At 46.3% G+C, this 18,092-nt stretch carries 18 protein-coding genes; 7 read left to right on the forward strand and 11 right to left on the reverse strand.

Going from position 1 to position 18,092, the window contains the following annotated elements; all coding sequences use genetic code 11:
- Positions 1 to 15 precede the first annotated feature (15 nt).
- The 3 genes from SFV55_RS02860 to SFV55_RS02870 form a co-directional block, all read right to left on the reverse strand.
- Positions 16 to 1,287 carry a hypothetical protein gene (locus SFV55_RS02860; RefSeq protein WP_320027946.1) on the reverse strand — a complete coding sequence of 424 codons (1,272 nt, stop codon included), beginning with the start codon at positions 1,285 to 1,287 and terminating at the stop codon, positions 16 to 18.
- Positions 1,288 to 1,487: 200 nt separating this feature from the next.
- The gene (locus SFV55_RS02865) at positions 1,488 to 1,895 is read right to left on the reverse strand and encodes a GxxExxY protein (protein ID WP_320027947.1); all 408 of its coding nucleotides are present in this window, start codon (positions 1,893 to 1,895) and stop codon (positions 1,488 to 1,490) included.
- 45 nt (positions 1,896 to 1,940) lie between these two features.
- Positions 1,941 to 2,645 (reverse strand): ComF family protein, encoded by a 705-nt coding sequence (locus SFV55_RS02870; protein ID WP_320027948.1) that lies wholly within the window; start codon positions 2,643 to 2,645, stop codon positions 1,941 to 1,943.
- A 226-nt stretch (positions 2,646 to 2,871) separates the two neighbouring features.
- Between SFV55_RS02870 and SFV55_RS02875 the strand changes: the two genes are divergently transcribed.
- Together SFV55_RS02875 and SFV55_RS02880 are read left to right on the forward strand one after the other, a co-directional pair.
- Entirely contained in the window at positions 2,872 to 5,130 is a 2,259-nt protein-coding gene (locus tag SFV55_RS02875) for a hypothetical protein (RefSeq protein WP_320027949.1), read from the forward strand.
- 52 nt (positions 5,131 to 5,182) lie between these two features.
- Positions 5,183 to 6,349: a hypothetical protein gene (locus tag SFV55_RS02880; RefSeq protein WP_320027950.1), complete on the forward strand. Its 1,167-nt coding sequence runs from the start codon at positions 5,183 to 5,185 to the stop codon at positions 6,347 to 6,349.
- A gap of 162 nt (positions 6,350 to 6,511) precedes the next feature.
- On the opposite strand, the gene SFV55_RS02885 is transcribed toward SFV55_RS02880, so the two are convergent.
- The gene (locus SFV55_RS02885) at positions 6,512 to 7,651 is read right to left on the reverse strand and encodes a S1C family serine protease (RefSeq protein ID WP_320027951.1); all 1,140 of its coding nucleotides are present in this window, start codon (positions 7,649 to 7,651) and stop codon (positions 6,512 to 6,514) included.
- Positions 7,652 to 8,002: 351 nt separating this feature from the next.
- Here SFV55_RS02885 and SFV55_RS02890 point away from each other — a divergent pair, with 351 nt between their 5' ends.
- Together SFV55_RS02890 and SFV55_RS02895 are read left to right on the forward strand one after the other, a co-directional pair.
- Positions 8,003 to 8,605 carry an HD domain-containing protein gene (locus SFV55_RS02890; RefSeq protein WP_320027952.1) on the forward strand — a complete coding sequence of 201 codons (603 nt, stop codon included), beginning with the start codon at positions 8,003 to 8,005 and terminating at the stop codon, positions 8,603 to 8,605.
- Positions 8,606 to 8,703: 98 nt separating this feature from the next.
- On the forward strand, positions 8,704 to 9,360 hold the full coding sequence (locus tag SFV55_RS02895; RefSeq protein ID WP_320027953.1) for a hypothetical protein: 657 nt from the start codon (positions 8,704 to 8,706) through the stop codon (positions 9,358 to 9,360).
- 41 nt (positions 9,361 to 9,401) lie between these two features.
- Here SFV55_RS02895 and SFV55_RS02900 read toward each other — a convergent pair whose 3' ends face one another.
- The 7 genes from SFV55_RS02900 to SFV55_RS02930 form a co-directional block, all read right to left on the reverse strand.
- Complete coding sequence (locus SFV55_RS02900; protein ID WP_320027954.1) at positions 9,402 to 11,123, reverse strand: M3 family oligoendopeptidase; 1,722 nt, start codon at positions 11,121 to 11,123, stop codon at positions 9,402 to 9,404.
- A 132-nt stretch (positions 11,124 to 11,255) separates the two neighbouring features.
- On the reverse strand, positions 11,256 to 11,729 hold the full coding sequence (locus tag SFV55_RS02905; RefSeq protein WP_320027955.1) for a DUF5606 domain-containing protein: 474 nt from the start codon (positions 11,727 to 11,729) through the stop codon (positions 11,256 to 11,258).
- A 268-nt stretch (positions 11,730 to 11,997) separates the two neighbouring features.
- Positions 11,998 to 12,498 (reverse strand): cytochrome c, encoded by a 501-nt coding sequence (locus tag SFV55_RS02910; RefSeq protein ID WP_320027956.1) that lies wholly within the window; start codon positions 12,496 to 12,498, stop codon positions 11,998 to 12,000.
- A complete protein-coding gene (locus tag SFV55_RS02915; protein WP_320027957.1) occupies positions 12,482 to 12,853 on the reverse strand; it encodes a hypothetical protein in 372 nt (123 codons plus the stop codon). Before SFV55_RS02915 ends, SFV55_RS02910 begins: the two co-directional genes overlap by 17 nt.
- Entirely contained in the window at positions 12,850 to 13,392 is a 543-nt protein-coding gene (locus SFV55_RS02920; RefSeq protein WP_320027958.1) for an RNA polymerase sigma factor, read from the reverse strand. The genes SFV55_RS02915 and SFV55_RS02920 overlap by 4 nt, the downstream gene beginning before the upstream one ends.
- Positions 13,393 to 13,661: 269 nt before the next feature.
- Entirely contained in the window at positions 13,662 to 14,132 is a 471-nt protein-coding gene (locus SFV55_RS02925; RefSeq protein ID WP_320027959.1) for a RidA family protein, read from the reverse strand.
- 258 nt (positions 14,133 to 14,390) lie between these two features.
- Positions 14,391 to 14,537: a T9SS type A sorting domain-containing protein gene (locus SFV55_RS02930; protein WP_320027980.1), complete on the reverse strand. Its 147-nt coding sequence runs from the start codon at positions 14,535 to 14,537 to the stop codon at positions 14,391 to 14,393.
- A 133-nt stretch (positions 14,538 to 14,670) separates the two neighbouring features.
- Between SFV55_RS02930 and SFV55_RS02935 the strand changes: the two genes are divergently transcribed.
- The 3 genes from SFV55_RS02935 (at position 14,671) to SFV55_RS02945 (ending at position 17,893) form a co-directional block, all read left to right on the forward strand.
- Positions 14,671 to 15,225 (forward strand): RNA polymerase sigma factor, encoded by a 555-nt coding sequence (locus SFV55_RS02935; protein WP_320027960.1) that lies wholly within the window; start codon positions 14,671 to 14,673, stop codon positions 15,223 to 15,225.
- A gap of 5 nt (positions 15,226 to 15,230) precedes the next feature.
- A complete protein-coding gene (locus tag SFV55_RS02940) occupies positions 15,231 to 15,965 on the forward strand; it encodes a tetratricopeptide repeat protein (RefSeq protein ID WP_320027961.1) in 735 nt (244 codons plus the stop codon).
- Positions 15,966 to 16,219: 254 nt separating this feature from the next.
- The gene (locus tag SFV55_RS02945; RefSeq protein WP_320027962.1) at positions 16,220 to 17,893 is read left to right on the forward strand and encodes a leucine-rich repeat domain-containing protein; all 1,674 of its coding nucleotides are present in this window, start codon (positions 16,220 to 16,222) and stop codon (positions 17,891 to 17,893) included.
- Positions 17,894 to 18,092: the final 199 nt, after the last annotated feature.

Here is an 18,092-nt window from a genome sequence, read left to right on the forward strand (position 1 = left end):
TAGGCGCTTAAGTAATTATCTGTTAAGGCTGACTTTCAATTTTTCAATGTAATCGTTCAAGGTAGCACTAAACATTGGAACCAGGGTAGTGGGGAGTCGGGTTTCTAGTGCAGCCATCAAGGCTTTGGCGTCGTCGGTTTTGCCCAACTCGATCAATTGGAAAATGGCGTTGGCGTAGCCGATGCGGTAAAAATTGAGTTGATTGACCAGGTCAGGACTATTATTAATGGCGGCCTGCTGCTGGGGTAAACTGCTGAGGTTGAAGTTGCGGAGGTAATCCGCTGCGTTTTTGGTTTTTTGGGCGTCACAAGGTTTGAGTTTTTGCACCAGAACCCCAAATTCCAAATGGCTATCCAGATACAACAAGTCATCCTTGGAGAAACCTGCCGTAAAAAATATGTCACTGGCAAACTGATTGCCAATAATGACTTGTAAAAGTACGTATTCGCTGCGCAACAAGAAGTCGCCGTTGATCAGTTCAGGGATGTCCCACTCGAAGGTTTTGTCATTGCCACAATCACTGCTGCTGATTTTTGCGGAAACGGGCCCTGGTTTCCAGCTTACCAAATTGGGAATGGCATCAATGCTGACTCCTTCCCGCAAGGTGGCATTGCTGGCATATGCGGCCAGGTAGAGGCAGTACCAATCGGTATTGAGGAGGTTGACATCGACAATTTGTACATCTAAACGCAGGTTTTCCACCGTTTGCAGGTAAAAAAGTGGGTATGAAAAATTGTCGCCCGAGCTGAACAGGATGGCATCTTTGGTGCAAGAATTGAGCAAATTCCGTCCCAGTTCCAAACTTGGCTCCAGGTAAGCGCCCTTACTTTTGCCTTGCCGAAATGCCCAGCGGGCCGAATCGGGCAGGTTTTGAGCCAGGTAACCCATGGCCAGGCCTCCCCATACGGAGCCCAATTTGGAATAAGGATCTAGGGCCAATTTTTCCCCCTTGTAGCGCGGCGACAAGCGGATGCATTGCTCCAGGTGCTGGCTGATTTGGGCTACAGTTTTGCGGTTGCTGCTGGCCACCCAGGTCGCTTCAGCGGCATTGACCCGATCGAGCGCATTGGCCAGGTAGTAATGGATTTCAGGGTTGTTGGGCTGGCTAAGCAGGGCTTGTTGGAGCTGCTGAGCGGCTTGGGTCATGTTTTGGGTGGCGTACTCCTTTTTAAATTCGGCCTTGGCGGAGGCCAGGAGGGTGGCGGCGCTTTGGGCAATAGTAACCAGGTTAGTGCTAAGGTTACAAAATACAATCAAGCTGATGTAGATGGAAAATTTGGCGTTCATCGGGTTGAAAATTTGTGTAAAGATGGTGGAATTTCAGAGGAAGTGGTAGTTTAAAGCTTAGGATTTTTGGGCGGCTTCGCCGCTTGGTTTTTTCACCACCTAAGAAACCTAAGGCACTAAAGGGGCACCTAAGAGATAACGCTTTTTTTCCTTAGGTGCTCCTTTAGTGCCTTAGGTTTCTTAGGTGGTGAAAAAATAAATCACTTAAGTTCCCGATAATAATCGTTCACAAAGGATTTCTTTCCATTTTTCACAATGCTTGTGCAATTGAAATTAACGAGTAGGCCTTTTGGTATTTTCAACAACTTCATATAGGTTAACACTTGAGCATCGTGAACGGGTAATATTGCTTCAACGGACTTGAGTTCAATAATGATACAATCTTCGACAACAAAATCAGGTCTTAACTCTGCATCAAGCGTCATTCCTCCGTAAGTAATAGGAATCGTTAACTGGGATATATAATTTACTTTCCGCAAATCTAGTTCATGTGCCAAACACTTGTGATAAACACTTTCCAGCAGACCTGGTCCTAAAGCCTTATGAACATTGATGAATGCTCCAGTCAATGTATATTCTAAATCGCAGATAAATTGCCTCGTCAGCATTGGATTTTATTTTCTAATGTTTAAAATTTGATTCCCTTTCGATGCTCACTGCCCCGCTATCGCCAGCGTAGCCATGCTCAGCTTCAAGCCCGGCACCTCCAATAACTGCAAAGCCGCAGCCTCCAAGGTCGCCCCCGTCGTCAACACATCATCCACCAATAAAATATGCTTCCCTTCCAATTGCTCCGCCTTCCGCACCTGAAAAGCAGTACTGACATTGTCAAAGCGACTCATCCGCGATTTTTGGGTTTGGGTATTGGTATAGGCCACCCTGCGTAGGTATTGTTCCGCATAAACCACGCCCATACCCTGGGCCAGGCCCGCTGCAATACAGGCACTTTGATTGTAGCCCCGCTGCCGCTGCCGTCGGGGATGTAAGGGAATTGGGATGATCAAGTCTATGGATTCAAAAAGAGGAGTGTTGCGCAGGGTTTCTCCGAACATGATCCCCAGTCTGATTCCTACTTCCTGATTGCCGCCGTATTTCAATTGGTGTATCAGTGCCTGTACCCTTCCTCCTTTGACAAAGTGGAGCATGGCAGCACCAGATTCCAGGGGCACCCGACCCCAAAACCTTTCGGTAAAGGCGTTGTCAACATCCAGATGCTGATCGGTGTAGGGCAGTTCACAAAGGCATTGTAAACAAATCAGGCTTTGCCTAGGCAGGGCATTTTCTTCACAAGCAGGGCAAAGACGAGGATAAAGCAGGCCGATAAGGTTATCGATCCATTCAAGAGCGGTGCTAAACATGGTAATGGCTTTCGCGGTGGAAGAATGTGGTTTTCGCGAAAGGAGGTGTAAATAAGAGCAGAAGGCAACAATATTTACAAATATAAAGCAAGTTATCTAATCTGGCAGTAGATAAATTGTAAATTCCATTTAAAATACCGAATTTGCTGAATGTATAACTTTAACTAGAATCCCACAAAACATAGGTTGCTCCCCTTGACTCGACTGTTTATCTAAATCCGACCACATGAATTGCCTTTTTCGCAGTGTACTTTTTTTTCTGTTTTCTGTAGCACCTTTCGGGTTATGGGCTCAACAAACATTTGGAAAACTCACCATTCATTTAGGCATCAAAAATCACCGGATTGTCATTGACAGTGCAACTTTTGAGGATCAGAAACTGGCTTACCCTCCTGATACCAAGGAAGTTTTGACGAAGTTCATTCAGGAGTCCTTCGATCAACTGGATGTACAAATGAAATCAAACTCCAGCAGTGGATGTTTGAACAGCGGTATTGTTGATTTTAGCGAACTTTCCAGGACATATAGCCAAATCACTGCTTTGGATACAAGTGGAACAGTAGCAGCCCAGTTGTATGGGGCTGATTCAGGTGATGATATCGCTTTTGATTTTACCAATTATTTATTCGAAGCGCTTGGCAAATGCTTCTGGGAAGGCTCGCCGATAATCGCCAATACAGATGATTACGACGCCTTGAATTATATGAAGTTGAGTTTCCCGTTGGACATCCGCCCTCCAATCGATTTGGATAAAATGTTGATCGTATGGGATCAGAAAGACACCCTAAGTCGAAATCAGACCAAACAAATTCTCAATGGCCTGGATCGTAAGCTTTGGTTCAAAAAAGCCATTTTAACCAAAATTGAGCGCCACTATTTCCTGCTCAACAATATTTTAGATTACACCATTGGAGATGACTTAATCCTGGTTTTGCCCAATAAAATTGCCAGGGTTCAGGTAAGTACTGATCGGGTAGAACAGGTGGATCAAGTTTTTTACAACCTATTGCCCACCAAATTATTCAGGCAATACCTCAAAACCCCAAGAAGCAACCTCACGATTGGGGATTCCCTTTCTTCCCGCCCTAAATTTAATTTTGACTTGATGAAACAAGGGGGATTAGCCCTCGGGCAACTGCCCGTTTTTGAAACAGACATTTTCCAATGGCACCAACTACAATTGAACAAATTGAGCTATTCCCTTAAGGTTGAAGCCACACCCAGCACAGTGTTTCAACGCCAGGACGAACAAGCTCACCTTGAACAGTACGTTGATGTCATTGCCGAAAAACTGGCCGATGCTCAGGCCAAAGACAGCAGCAATATAAAAGCAGCCATGCCTACACCCAACGAGGACGGCGTATTGGGCGCACCTGGGCAGTTCAACCCACAAAACGGAATGGGACATCAAACGCCAATGGAACCAAGTGAGCGCAAAAAAACCGGACTCCGAAGGAATTACCTGGGACTGGGTTTTGGTTATTACATTCAGGATGCCTTCCAGGTCAATGGCATTTTTCAGCGGCTAATGAAAAATGGCAGCACTTTGTCCGCAAAATTTGGGTATACTTTTAACGAACAAGGAACTGTAAACGGTGGCCTCTTTGTATCTGCCAACTATTTCCAGGATTACGTTCTTTTCAATACCCTGAAAAAAAGGATGTCCATTCAATTGACGGCAAATTCCCTGTTTTCGGGCAACCGTGTTTTTGAAGGGGAGAGTTATAAGGAACGCCGCAATGGAGGAAAAATCCTCAGTGAATTAGAATGGTTCAAAAACCTGAATGGCAATCAACTGCTGTCCCGTTTGTCGTTTACAGCGCAAGAAGTTAGCCTAAGCCGCAGTTTGGATGTGGATAAATCGAGCACTTCAATAAGCTACTTGGAGTTTGACTTGATTCACAATTATTTTAAAAATCGGGCACAAACCTCCACCCGATTGATGATCGAACCGAATTTCAAATTGGGATGGACCAGTGCGGATGGCGGAAAGTCAGTGGATTTGTACACCATTTCCAACCTCCAATTCAGGTTCCGGCAAGATTTGGCCAAAGGCTTCGTGTTTAGTCTGGCCGGACAAAGTGAATACGACTCCCCCAAAACGCCATTTTTTGAACAATTTGCACTACAAAATTCGCTCAATCGGGGTTTTAAAGAAGATGCCGCCATCGGCAGATTCAATTGGACGCTGCAACCAGAGTTTTGGACACCAGTTCCACAATTGGGAGCCAAATGGGGCAAAATAAACCAATTTTTATCCCAGAACATCCGTTTTGCTGTTTTTACAGACATTAGCTATATTGATAAAATATGGGCCGGTAATGGGGACAAAAAGGCTACCTGGTATAGCCCCGGAGTAGGGATTCGTTACCTTAAATCGCCCACTCAGATTAATTTGGATTGGGCTTATGGGTTCACGGAGCCCCTGCAAATGAGTGCCAAAGGTCAATTTTCAATTAATTTAATTGTCAATGGACCACTTTAACAATAAAACAGAGAGTTACAATATTTAACTTCACCTAAAAATCCAGTACACAATGGCATCTAGCTTTAACCTTTCAAACAATAACAACCAATTTTCTCTAGATACTGAAGGCAATGTGAATGACACGAATGGCCAAAAAATAGGCGTATGGCATACAGACCATCAGAATAACCTCGTCATTCAAAAACCAGCAAATGCCGATGGAACGCTTCCCCCGCCCATTGTTATTCCGGCCAAATGGGGCTTTAATCCCAACAACCAGTTTTGCCTGCAACAGGCCAATGGAACGGTACTACTCAATTTCAATGCGGACGAAACAGTCATTCCGGAATACGAATTGCGCAATGCCCTACTACGCGTCAGGCCGGATATGACGAAGGACTTTCAATTCTTCATCAACGGAGACTGGAACATGACTCCCGATCATTTGCTCCAGTTTACCGTAAATGGTGCTACTTCCACCATCGATGGGGTTTTGGCCGACACCAAAAGCCGTTTCATTTATAATTTCAGGGACAAAACCCGCCCATTTGTTTCCTCCCGCCTAACCTTTAGTGGAGCCTGGCAACAACAAACGGTGGATGGGGTGCCCAAATTAAGTTTCACTTACAACCTCGCTGATGGGTCTACAAAAACTTTTGCCCTGCCAGGAGACCTCGTCATCAGCAAAGGAAGTAACCAGTTCAAATACTCCTACAATAAAAACGACCGGAGTTTTGGGGTGAGCCTCCTAGGCTTTTTAAAGATCAGTGAAAACCTGATCATTAGTTACACCCTGGATAAGCAGTCATCACAAAATGGAGATGAATTGGTGTCTACAACCACTTTTACCATGCAGGCTGCGTTCGTGGGTAAGCAGTTTGAAGGTGACCTCAATCTCGCCCTGGTCCGTGACGACAACACCCCAGGCAATTACACCCTTGCCGTGACCGGAGAATACACCGGGGTGGTGGGCGATACCAAGGTAATGATCGGATTCCGCTTCAGCCAAATTCGGGCCAATGGCAAAGTAACCCGCACCGTTGGCATCGGGGGCTCTTTTATTTTGAAAAATGGCCAGATTAGTTACTTGCTGGATGTTGGCCAAAATACCATAAGCCTCACGTTGGGCGTAGAAATTCGCCTGAAGAATGGCGCGGCGGTGGATTCAAAGCTGAACATTACCTCCGAAAATGGAGAAGTGCAATCCATTAACTTCTTGCTGGGTGTTTCCTTTTAACAAAAAACGTCTGCCTCGAAAATCGCGACAGACGCCTCAAAACAAAACGAAAAACCAACTTTAAACAAGTCTTTTAGTATCGCAGAAAAATTAACTTCCCGATTTGGGTTGAATAAATTGAACAGGATTCTAAGAGACTTGTTTAAATCGGCCTGTTAAACTTTATTGATTTTTCTGCTCACGCAGTTTCACCGGTATGGTAATGGACTTGCTTTTCCGCAAAACCTTCAAGTTTACCGTATCACCTACCTTAGCGCGACCTACCACTTCTTGGAGTTCTGGAATCGATTTTACCTCACGGCCATCGATGCCAACAATCACATCATTGACCTGTAAGCCAGCGTATTGAGCCGAACCTCCTTCTTCCAAACCTTCAATCACTACACCTTGTGAGATGTCCACATTCAATTCTTTGGCAAACTCACTGTCCAACTCCTGGATCGTCACCCCGAGGTAAGGCCGCTTGTAACCTCCAAAACTGATGATGTCATCTACCACCCGGCGTACCAGGTTCACCGGAATGGCGAAGCTGTAACCCTGGAAGGAGCCCGTACGAGTAGCGATAGCCGTATTGATGCCAATCAGTTTGCCTTGAGCATCTACCAGTGCTCCCCCACTATTGCCAGGGTTCACGGCAGCGTCCGTTTGAATGAAGGCTTCAATGGCTGCGCCTTTACCCAAAAGGTCGATGTTGCGGCCTTTGGCACTGATGATACCTGCGGTAACTGTTGAGGTCAGTTCAAAGGGGTTACCTACGGCCAGTACCCATTCGCCGATGCGGGCTTCGTCGGAGTTGCCCACTTCAGTAGGGGTCAGCCCGGTGGCGTCAATTTTGATGACAGCCAGGTCGGTTCTTTTATCGGTACCCACCAGGGTTGCTTTGAATTTACGGTTGTCGGAAAGGGTAACTTCCAGTTCGTTGGCCCCTTCCACTACGTGGTTGTTGGTGATGATGTACCCATTTTCGGAATAAATGACCCCGGAACCAGAGCCTTCCGCTGGTGCGCCACCACCACGGCCACCAAATGGAGAAAAGAAAAAGAAATCGTCCTGGTTGGAGCGGGCAGTTCGGGCAATTTTAGCGGTGATGTTCACTACCGAGGGTGTTGCTTTTTGCGCTGCTTGTACAAAATCAAAGGGCACGGAGCCTGACCAGGCGGGTAAATTAACGGGTCGGGTGTAAGATACCGCTTCGGTTTTAAGGGTTTCGGCATTCTTCTCAGCATTGAGAAAATGGCTGCCAGTCAGGGTGATCACTCCACCCAAGACTCCGGAGAATACTAAAGCAATCCACTGCTTCATGGCTATTGATGTTTTTTAAAAAGAGTATGTCTAGATCAATTAGGTTGCAAGATGGACGAACAGGTTCCATCGTTCAAGTTACAGAGAAGTAACCAGCGTGTAAAGGCATTGGTTAAGCTTTTTTTTTGCTTTAACCAGATTTTAACATCCTAAACCGCCAAAAAGGCGCTTATCTTTGATCGCGAAATTTTCATTTCGGGGCGATAAAAAAATAAGTGTTTCATTTTACCAAAGGATTAGATAAGTAAACGGTTCATTTTAAGTTTCTTATCTAATCCTTTGGCTCAGAGAAAATGAAAACTTATTTTTGCCCCACTACTTAAGAATTTTTACCAAAAAAACAGTAAAAAATTGGTAAGCATTCACAATGGGATGGAAGGTAATAACCCAAACAAGATAGATTATCACAGGGAACTGAAACCGGAAAATGAGTTGGAACTTGCCTTGCTTGAAGATCCAGCATTTTTGGAGGGTTTAGATTGGGGCTTACCCAGGTATGGGCACCCTGAAGGGGAGGTGTATCGCCACATTGCTGAGGTGTTGGCCAATATTGACAAAATTAAACTGGACCCCGAATCCCGGCGCATCCTGCGCGCCATCGCTTTTGCCCACGATACCTTCAAACACGCCGAGCACAAAGGCAGCCCCCGCGACTGGACGCGGCACCACAGCGTACTGGCTGCGCAGTTTCTGGAAAAATACACCGACAATAAAATCATCCTCGACATCACCGAGCTACACGACGAAGCCTACTACTCCTGGCGCATGGAATACCTGTACCACCAGTACGACGAAGGCCAGGCGCGCTTAAAAAGCCTGCTCAACCGCATTGGCGACAACATTCAATTGTACTACCTTTTCTTTAAGTGTGATACCCGTACGGGCGATAAAACTCAGGCGCCAGTGAAGTGGTTCGAGCATACGATCCGGAATATTGAGGTGGTGGAGTTTTGAGGGGCTGAGACCTATCTTTGCCATCGATGCACCAAAACTTGCCTATCCTTCATCTGGACAGATGACAATCATTTTCTCGCCTTTAGCTATGCTCTTTTATGAAGCTATTATTTTTAATGATTCTTGCCCTGCTGCAGATTCGGTCAATTGCCTGTAGCTGTAGATTGGCTACTATTGCGAATGAATTTCAGCGTAATGAAGCTATTTTTTATGGCAAACATATTGAGACCAAATACACCTCCGATTATTATCGAATGAATGGATGGCCCCTTAAAATTGAAAACTTCGAAGTAATTAGGGGGTATAAGGGTGTTAATGTGGAAAAATTTAAATCCTTGGGAGACAAAAAATACATTGTTTCTGTTTTGAGCCCTTGTGATGAAAGCAGCTGCCAGCGATGTTTTGAACCCAATAAACATTACCTCGTATATAGTTCGACCAATCCATATCTGGGTATCATGGAGATCGATTATTGCAGCCGCAGCCGGGAGATTACTACTTCAAATTTTACAGCGCCAGAATATGACCAAGAAAGGGGTAAAGATGAACAGCGTGAATTATTGCGCTTGAGCAAAATTCGTGGCGCAGCAGGCGAAAGCTTTTTTACAATCCTTGAAAAAAAAGACCAGGAGATTCGTAGTTTAGAAAAAGAGAATAACCGACTACAAAAGCGAACTTTCAGGACTGAAATTGCCCTTTACTGCTTATTTCCCCTTATGTTTTTGGGCATCTTTATGTACATCCAAAAACGATGAACAAGTTTTCTTTATGGATCAAACTTCCTCAGATTGAACCCTCATTTCAACTTCTCCATCTCCCCTCGTACAAAAGTCCCCAAATCCCGCACATACTCCTGCGAAAAATCAAAACGAATCCCCGCTTCAGCATAAATTTCCCGAATCGAGCGCGTATTGCCCAGGCGCATGGCGCGCGTAAAGGCTGCAACGGCCTGTTCTGGGTTTTCGCGGTATTGCCGCCATAGGGCGATGGCGCCTAATTGAGCAAAGCCGTATTCGATGTAATAGAAGGGCACTTCAAACAAGTGGAGCTGTTTGTGCCAAAGGTTTTCGATGTATTGTTCGAGGCTTGAGTAGTCCAGTACTCCGGGGGTGAAGGCGTGGAAACTTTCGGTCCATTTGGCCCGGCGCTCTTCCTGCGTATGATTCGGGTGGGTATACAACCAGTGTTGGAATTGATCGATGGTAGCAATCCAGGGCAAAACCTTCAGCACGTGCTCCAATTGAGTAATTTTGGCGCGGCGCAGGTCGGCTTCGTTGGGGAAAAAGAGGTGCCAGTGATCCATGGTGAGCAATTCCATGGTCATGGCAGCCAGTTCGGCTACTTCAAATGTAAATTTCCGATCAAATAATAAAGGGTAATCACGAGTGAGGAAAAAATGAATAGCGTGGCCACTTTCGTGCATAAAGGTGCGCAAGTCACCCAGCGAATTGGTCGCATTCATAAACACAAAAGGCATCCGCGTAGCCTGCAAAGGCATGTTGTAACCACCAGGGCGTTTGCCAGGGCGGGAGGCCAAATCCAGGAAACCATTTTGCTGAATCAAACGAATGATCCGAGCGTACTCTGGATGTACTTGTTCCAAACACTCAATCCCCTTTTGCAGCAATTCGTTGGTGTCCTTAAAAGGATGCAAGGGCGCTTGCCCGGCGGTATCCGCATTCAAATCCCAGGGCCGCAATTGGGCAACCTTCAAGTTTTGTTTGCGGGTGAGGTACAGTTCATTCAAAATTGGCAAAACCTCTGCCTTCACTGCCTGGTGAAAATCGTGGCAGTCGGCGGAGGAATAATCGAAACGCCCCAACTCCTGAAAAGCATAATCGCGGTAATTCTCCATTCCGGCGTTGCGGGCGATGGCGTGGCGTTTTTGCAGCAACTCATCAAACAACTGATCCAACTGCGCCGTATCCTGTAGGATGCGCCTGTTGATTTTGTGGTAAATGTTGCGGCGACGCTGGCGATTGGGTTCTTCCAAAATGGTATTGGCCTGCTGGAGGGTCATTTGTTTGCCATCCATACCAATCATCATTTGGGAAAAAATGCGGGCGTATTCCTTGGTTTTGAGTTGCACATCGGTGTTGAGGGCGACATTCTCTTCCTGAAACAGGTCTACCGATGCCTGAATATTACGCAAATAAATCTCGTACCGGCGTGTATCTAACTGGTTCAAGTAGGGCGACTCTACCAATTTTTTGTTCAAGGCTTGATCGAGAGGATCTAATTTGGGTAAAATTTCCTGAATAACGTATTGGTAACGTTGGTTGGCAGCCTGACTTTGGTTGTCTGCCGATAGTTGGATGTAGGCCCAACTGATGGTTTCGCCCAACTGAGCCTCAAGGTCACTGCGCTCAGTGATCCATGTACTCAAGTCCTGAACCGAGTGGATCGGCCGCTGGAGCAATTGGGTGAATGTAGGTTCTACATCCTCCCAGGTTTGTGGTAGTGCCGGTACAGAATAGTCCGTACAGGCGCTGGTTTTGGTCGCCGGTAGATTACGCATAGTATAGGTCGCCTAAAAAAGTTGCACAGTTGAAACGTTGAAGGGTTGAAAAGTCCCAGGTAGTGCAAAAGTTGACGAAATACCTTAGATCATTGCGTATCTCTTCAACTTTTCAACCCTTCAACTTTTCAACTATTCTTCGCCTTTTTCCGCGTCTCCTTCCGTTTCTACCACTTCGGCTTCGTCAGCCTCGTCTTCTTCGGTTTCTTCATCTTCTTCCATCGTGGTGTAACCCAGTTCGTGCAAGTGCAAGAACCACTTGATGGCTTTTTTGATGTCGCCCGTATTCACCCGATCGCGGTCATAATCGGGAAGGATTTGCGCGAAATAAGTATGTAGCTTATCGCCAGTTTCAGTCAAAGCAGGTGTGGGTACTGATTCCAGTTTGTCCAACATGCTTTGAAAAACAATTTTCAATTCTGAAGTTTCACCATCATTCGTATAAATGCCAATGGATTCCAATGGTGTAAACTGATGTTGCCTTACAGATGCAAAGCGCCTTTTACCGTTGGCCAGGTCTTCTACAATCAAACCGTTGGTGCGATTCGCAACCATCTTAAACAGCCCCGGTAAGCCGCTCACCGCTACTAAACCCTTAATTTTCATGTTGTACAATTTCTGTTTTTCAATTGAACGCGCAAATGTACAAACAATTATGATAACCCATATAGCTCACGCATTCATTCGTGAGATACCCGGGTGGGTTTTATAAACCACGAGTCAATTCGTGGAGTATTGGCTAGAATAATAGTGAAATATGTGTGGAAAGCCTCTTTGTAATGCAAATGTAAAAAAAAATTTATAATTCAAAGCTTTTTTGGTGTTCGGTTGTTTTTTTTGGGTAAACGGTCGATTTATTTTTTATTTAAAACAATCAAAATGCAGCGTTTTGTGCTTCCACATAGGCCAGAATGGCTTCAATGTCCTCATCTTTAAGGCTGTTGGAGGGGGTCATTATAACTGGTTTCCATTTTTGCCACAGCTCTTGAGCGCGGGGATGCCCGGCCTCAATCAAGGCCTGCGAATTGCGAATCCACTGATAAAGGTCGGTACGAGGATAAGCTGCCCAACGCTCTTGAACGCCCCCCAAAGCTGGCCCGGTCAAATTTGATTTCATGTCCCGATGGTGGCAGGCGGCACAGTTGTTTTTGAACAAATCTTTGCCTTTCTGAGCAGCAGGGCTCAGTATTGGCATTTGCACCTGCACTACCTGTGGCTGCTCAGCTTTACTGCCCATGAGCCTGGAGTAGTTTTGCCAAAACAACAAAATCAGGACCAGCAGCAACAAAAAACCAGCCCGGGTAAGTTTGGAAATGGCGGCCAGTATCTCGGTATTCAGGCTCTCCTGACTTTCTTCTTCAATGTGCTTTTTCATGTTTTGTATGGGTTTTAATTTTGGGTAAATGAAATCGTTTTTCCAAAGAATCTATGCTATCCGACACCCCTTTGAGTTGATGTTCCATGGGTGTCTTGAGCTTCGGGAGTGGCAAATCGAGCGACTTGTTTTGTGGTGGGTACAAAAAAAACAGCACCACCATCACCAGCAAAACCGTTGCCGCCAGATTCAACCAATGCAAATTGGCATTCAGTCGTCGAGCCAAAAAGCGCAACTTTTGTGGCGCTGTTTCCCTCTCGATTTTTGCCCATAAATTGGGTGGCGGCTCGGCCTGGTGTTCAGCCAGTTTTTTTTGCAACAAACCTTCAAAGGATTTGGGATCTCTTGGTTTCATCCGCCATTCATTTTTTTGAGTTGTTCCAAACGGTTTTTCAGGGCAATCTTTGCGCGCAGGTATTGCGAGCGCGATGTTCCTTCACTGATGTCGAGCATGGTGGCAATTTCGGCATGGGAATACCCTTCGATGGCGTACAAGTTGAGCACCGTGCGGTAGCCCTGCGGCAGGTGATTGAGCACGGTAATCAATTCTGAAGCGCTCAGGGCACCAATGATGTCTTCATCGGTGTACAGGTTTTCCGGGGGTTCTACGTAGGGCAGGAATTTGAGGCTTTTTTTGCGCAGGCGACTCAGCGCGGTATTGACCATGATTTTACACATCCAAGCCTCGATGCTACCTTCGCCCCGAAAAGCCGATAATTCTCGAAAAATTTTGATGAACCCTTCCTGGAGCATGTCGTTGGCTTCGCCTTCATCGCGGCCATAGCGCAGGCATACGGCGTACAAACGGGGGCTGTAGCGTTCGTAAAAACGAAACTGGGCACGACTATCGCCTGCGATGCAGGATTGCAGCAGTTCATCAGGTTCTAAGGCCATAAGGGTGTTGCTTGCTTTCGCCATGGTTCGGGTATAAAGTTAACCTTATGGCGCAGGAAGGAGGGGAGAACGTTGCATGGGGCATTTATTTATTGAATACATGAATTAAGAATACATGAGATAAAAGTTTAGAAGTGAGCTACCGCAGTCGATTAGACCAACGCTATGTCAAAGTCGCTGCGGTAGCTCACTTCAAAACTCTAAAGTCATGTACTCATGTACTCTTCAATCAATTAAAACCAATCCAAAGAATTACTTAGCCGAGGCAATTACTCAATTTCAAAAATCCCTTCCACTTCCACCGCCACATTTCCTGGCAATGAGCCCATGCCCACAGCACTCCGCGCGCCCTTGCCGTGCTCATCGCCCCACAAATCGACAAACAAGGTACTGCATCCATTCATCACCACTGGGTGCATGGTGTATTCGGGGGTGCTGTTGACCATGCCCAGTAATTTGACCACCCGTTTGATGCGGTCCAGGTTGCCAAGGTGGTTTTTCAGGGAGGTCAACATAGCCAGACCACATTGACGAGCGGCAATTTGGCCTTCGGTTTCATCGAGGTCCTGCCCCAGTTTTCCGCTGATGTAGCTGCCGTCGCTTTGTACGGAGACGTGACCAGACACATAAACGAGTTTATCCACCGTGAGGCAGCTGTGGTAAATGCCTTTTGATCCCGGTAAGGTTGGTAAAACGAGGCCCATTTCAGCCAGTTTTTTTTCGATGTTGCTGTTTTCCATGTCGTTGGGAAAATTTTTTTTGCTTTTTTTAAAAACGCAAGTAAGATACTAAACCTGATAAAACTAAAGCCCTTACAGTGCACGGATAAACCAAATTACCGAAGTCTTACTTAAATGATGGACAAGGTTTCGGCAGTTCAAAACTTCCTTTAAAATACAAAAGGTGCAGGCCCGCGGACCTGCACCACTGTTACATGGGATCAAAAAATGTTCATGGGATTATGCAGCCAATTACTGCTTAACGACTAGTGTTTTATATCAGTTTTCAATTGAGATGGCTTCCAGAAAATAGGTTCCATTGGGCAGTTCATCCAAATTCAAGGATTCGCGGTTGCTGCCATTTTGTTTGTGCAGCACGGTTTTGCCGGTCAAATCGCGGAGTACAAACGGGTAATGATTCTGGATTTCATGGGTAACAGATTTAACAGGATGATGGAATAAGGTGCTATATTAGTCGCGGTTTTTGCCGCCTACATCCATACATCTCCGAGGTGGGAAAAATCTTACTAGTGAGAAGTGTTAAAAAAATGTTAAAAAATTGAGCGACAACCAAGACCTACTCGCCCTATGCGCTGGAGATCCCCTGCGGATTCGGGCGATCTACCAGCAGCACGCTGCACCGATTCAGCGTTGGGTAGAAGCCAACAATGGCTCGGCTGCCGATGCCCAGGATTTATTTCAGGATGGACTCATGGCCATTTACGATCGCTACTGTGGGGCTGATGTTCAATTCAATAGCAGTTTTGGTGCTTTGCTCTTTGGCATCTGCAAACGCAAGTGGTTCGACCGATTGAAAGAAAAAAATCGCGAAGCAGTCGTAAGAAAAGTGGAGGAGGAAAGATATAACGATGAAGACGACCCCGGTTTGGAATCAGAAGCTGCTTTCCAGGAACTGCACAAGCAGGAAACCTTGACGAAAACCTTCGCTTTGTTGTCGGCACAATGCCAGGAATTGCTCACTTTGTTGGGCAAGGGCGTGGCCAGCGAACAAATCGCCGAACAACTGGGCCTAGCTGCCAATGCGGTGTACCAAAGCAAACACCGCTGTATGGGCCGCTGGAAGGAGCTTTTTGCCCAACAATTCAAAAGTTAAGAACCATGAACAACACCGAAAAAATAGACCGCTACCTCCGCGGCGAACTCCCCGAAGCCGACAAAAATGCTTTTGAGGCAGAATTGAACCAAAGCCTCGATTTGGCCGCCGAACTGGCTTTGCAAAAAGACATGGAGCAATTCCTGCGCAAACAGGATCGCCGTGCTGCACTCAAAGGGCAATTGGAGAACATGGGCCCCGAGTTTTTCCAGAATACCGCCCCCAAAGAAACCGGACGGATCGTGCCCCTGCGCCGCAATCAGACCATGCGCTGGGTCATTGGTCTTGCTGCGACCATCGCCTTGGTCCTGGTAGCCCGGTTTTTATTGTTCCAACCCGACCTGTATGAGCAATACGGCCAATACCCGCCACTGGCCATGATTGAAAAGTCCAATGCTGCCCAGGATAATCTAGCGGCGATGGAATCGGCTTTTAACCAAAAGGACTACGCCAAGGCCTTGCCGCTGTTGCAGGCGTATGTGCAGGAAAAACCGGAAGATTTGCAAGCTCAACTCTACCTCGGCATCTGTTTGCTCGAAACGGGGAAATATGCCGCTGCCAGGGACTTGTTTACCAACATCAGCAGCGGTGAATCCAGCTTTGTGGACTATGGGCAATGGTACCTGGCCTTGAGTTATTTGAAGGAGGGGAACAAAACGGAGTGCCGCAAGGTTTTGCAACAAGTGCCTGCGGAGTCGGAGTTTGCACAAAAAGCGCAAGACTTGTTGAAAAGGCTGTGATTTCATGTGTGAAACTTCTCTAACTTGCAGTTTAAATACACACGACTGAACATTAGGTTCGGAGGACATCAATTGCCCCAGGCTTCAGCCTGGGGGTAAAGGAGCCCCTCTGATTTGGGCTTTAGCCCTGGCTTGAAAAAAAGTTTGGGCTAAAGCCCGATCAAAAGGCAATCCCAATCCACGAGCTAAAGCACGTGGCAATTGATGTCCTCCGAACCTACGTGTCCAGTAGCGTGGCCTAAATATTGATCTACATGTTTTTAGGTCTGGACTTGAGTGATCTCCTGGAAGTCAGTTTAACCATCGCGGGTGGGGTATTTGCAACGTTCCGTTGGATCATCCCCTGGTTCATGCAACGTCAAAAGGAAAGCCGCCTGTCGCGCTGTCTGCACCCTTTTTACACGGCCAGTGAGATCAAGAGCCACACCAAGTTTTTCATCCCGACGCAGTGTCAGTCCAAATCACCCACGGAAGGCACCGAAATCAACCGGGATACCGAGCCCCGCGAACCCTTGATTCCCTATTTTTTGCGCATTTTTGAAAAAGACAAAGACGATTATGTGTTTATGGTTTTAGCCGATTCGGGGATGGGCAAAACCACCTTCATGATCAATCTGTACGATACTTATCGCCGCCGTCTGGCTAAAAAATACAAAATCCGCCTTTTCCCCTTCAATGCCGGAGTGGATGAGGAAATTGAAAAAATTTCGGAAGAGGAACGTAAAGAAACCATTTTGCTGCTGGACGGCCTGGATGAAGATCCTCAGGCTATCGAGCAACCCAATGAACGCATCGCCGCACTGTTTAAAAAAGTCAGTCATTTTCAAACGGTGATCATCACCTGCCGCACCCAGTTTTTTGCCCGGGAAGAGGACATTCCTAGTGCATTGCCTTTTTCCAGCATGTCTACTAACCGGGCGCCGCGCCGCATCGTGACGCGCTACATTTCGCCCCTGCAACAGGATGAGATTAAAGTTTTTTTGCGCAAAAAATTTGGTCGATTTAGCCTGCGTTACCGCAATTGCCTGCAATTCATTGAGGAGTACAAGGAGCTGGTCGCCCGGCCCATGATCCTGAGTTACATCGATTTTTTGGTGGAAAAAGCGCCCAATTATCAATACTCCTATCAGGTGTACGCCCAGATCATCCAGCGCTGGTTGGAGCGGGAGCGCAACATTCGGAACAAGGGCTCCGATTTTGTAGACAATCTCTACCACTTCTCGCGTTTTTTTGCGCTGGAGTTGTACCAGCACCGCGAAAACTTATCGATCAGCGATTTGGGCGTTTTGCAAAAATTATCCCAGCAACATCAGGTCGAACTCGATTTGTTCGACATGCAGGCCCACTCCCTGCTCACCCGGGGGGCGCACAACAACTACAAGTTCACCCACAAGTCTTTATTGGAGTATTTTTTAGGGCTGGAGCTGTTTGAAAACCCACAATTTTTGCCCCAATTCAAAGGTTTTGAGGGCTTCGACATGCTCAAAATGTTTTATCAGGAGATGGTGCTGGAACTGGTGGCTAAGCCGTTTTTTCTGGAAAAATTTGGCCTGGAGCACGGGAGGCAATACAGTACAGAGGAAGTACAAAAATTCAAAGCCCGCCTGGGTACCGGAGCCCTGTTTTTGCCAATTGGTTCTTACGAAAAGGCGTTCTTCTTTAGCTGCAGTTTGAACAAGTTGAAAGAAGTGACTCAGATTAATTTATCGAATACTCAGTTACAGGATTTTAAAATTGTAGCGGCTATGCCGAAGCTGCAGGAGTTGAATGTAGCCGACAATCCAGGTTTGAAGGACTTTGATTATTTGTTCGTGGAAGGTTTGAATCGGGAATTGAGAAGTATCCGAATCAATGGCACCTCTATTGACCGTAAAGATTGGCAGGGTCTTGAAATAATTGGTGCAGAAAAGATGATTGGAAAAGCCTGAGCGTAAGTTCGAAAAGTCCAAAAATAAAAAAAGCCGGTTCTCCCCCCTAAATTGGAACCGGCCCTAAATATCCATTCAGGTTTACTTCCGAAATTGATGTTTGGATCAAAGCAATGGCATATTGTGGCGACATCCTTATGAGTGGTCAAGCCCTTATGAGTGGTCAAGCCAATTGAATATTGCCAATCCAAATGGAAAA

The sequence above is a fragment of the Haliscomenobacter sp. genome, from assembly GCF_033763495.1.
In the GTDB taxonomy this organism is placed as follows: Bacteria; Bacteroidota; Bacteroidia; order Chitinophagales; family Saprospiraceae; genus Haliscomenobacter.

Bases quoted from the DNA above. Each gene is read 5' to 3' on its own strand.
- SFV55_RS02860 (WP_320027946.1), bottom strand. From the start codon at position 1,287: ATGAACGCCAAATTTTCCATCTACATCAGCTTGATTGTATTTTGTAAC.
- SFV55_RS02865 (WP_320027947.1), bottom strand. From the start codon at position 1,895: ATGCTGACGAGGCAATTTATCTGCGATTTAGAATATACATTGACTGGA.
- SFV55_RS02870 (WP_320027948.1), bottom strand. From the start codon at position 2,645: ATGTTTAGCACCGCTCTTGAATGGATCGATAACCTTATCGGCCTGCTT.
- SFV55_RS02875 (WP_320027949.1), top strand. From the start codon at position 2,872: ATGAATTGCCTTTTTCGCAGTGTACTTTTTTTTCTGTTTTCTGTAGCA.
- SFV55_RS02880 (WP_320027950.1), top strand. From the start codon at position 5,183: ATGGCATCTAGCTTTAACCTTTCAAACAATAACAACCAATTTTCTCTA.
- SFV55_RS02885 (WP_320027951.1), bottom strand. From the start codon at position 7,651: ATGAAGCAGTGGATTGCTTTAGTATTCTCCGGAGTCTTGGGTGGAGTG.
- SFV55_RS02895 (WP_320027953.1), top strand. From the start codon at position 8,704: ATGAAGCTATTATTTTTAATGATTCTTGCCCTGCTGCAGATTCGGTCA.
- SFV55_RS02900 (WP_320027954.1), bottom strand. From the start codon at position 11,123: ATGCGTAATCTACCGGCGACCAAAACCAGCGCCTGTACGGACTATTCT.
- SFV55_RS02905 (WP_320027955.1), bottom strand. From the start codon at position 11,729: ATGAAAATTAAGGGTTTAGTAGCGGTGAGCGGCTTACCGGGGCTGTTT.
- SFV55_RS02910 (WP_320027956.1), bottom strand. From the start codon at position 12,498: ATGAAAAAGCACATTGAAGAAGAAAGTCAGGAGAGCCTGAATACCGAG.
- SFV55_RS02915 (WP_320027957.1), bottom strand. From the start codon at position 12,853: ATGAAACCAAGAGATCCCAAATCCTTTGAAGGTTTGTTGCAAAAAAAA.
- SFV55_RS02920 (WP_320027958.1), bottom strand. From the start codon at position 13,392: ATGGCCTTAGAACCTGATGAACTGCTGCAATCCTGCATCGCAGGCGAT.
- SFV55_RS02925 (WP_320027959.1), bottom strand. From the start codon at position 14,132: ATGGAAAACAGCAACATCGAAAAAAAACTGGCTGAAATGGGCCTCGTT.
- SFV55_RS02940 (WP_320027961.1), top strand. From the start codon at position 15,231: ATGAACAACACCGAAAAAATAGACCGCTACCTCCGCGGCGAACTCCCC.
- SFV55_RS02945 (WP_320027962.1), top strand. From the start codon at position 16,220: ATGTTTTTAGGTCTGGACTTGAGTGATCTCCTGGAAGTCAGTTTAACC.